This window comes from Photorhabdus heterorhabditis, from assembly GCF_018448905.1.
GTDB classification, from domain to species: domain Bacteria; phylum Pseudomonadota; class Gammaproteobacteria; order Enterobacterales; family Enterobacteriaceae; genus Photorhabdus; species Photorhabdus heterorhabditis.
Genome location: NZ_RCWA01000195.1, coordinates 1 through 341, shown reverse-complemented (window position 1 = coordinate 341; position 341 = coordinate 1). Strand labels below are relative to the sequence as shown.

1 protein-coding gene is annotated in these 341 nt (G+C 42.5%); it reads left to right on the top strand.

The genetic code is table 11. The features are described from left to right. Window positions 1-245: 245 nt before the first annotated feature. Window positions 246-341 (top strand): Rpn family recombination-promoting nuclease/putative transposase (locus tag EAE89_RS23265; RefSeq protein WP_200905748.1); only part of this gene is annotated, 96 nt, incomplete at its 3' end.

The window sequence follows — 341 nt, the reverse complement described above, 5'->3', positions numbered from 1 at the left end:
GATAAAATTGAAGCGTTAAAGCATTAAATTAATCTTCTTTTTATACAGCAAAATGCCGATATTCAAGATCGGCATTTTTGTTCTTATTTATACCCTATGGATTTCAAGATGCCTCGCGGCGGCAAGAACGCGAATCCCCGGGAGCATAGATAACTCTGTAACTGGAGTGAGTGCCGCCAACTTGAAAGATGACGGGGATAGACAACGAGTAGTCATGACTACCTGATAAGACAGAGAAACAGACTGTGGCAAAGAAAGAAAAACGGCCTCACCATGACGCGTTATTCAAGCATTTTTTAACGCAGCCCGAAACGGCCAGGGAGTTTTTATCCCTTTATCTG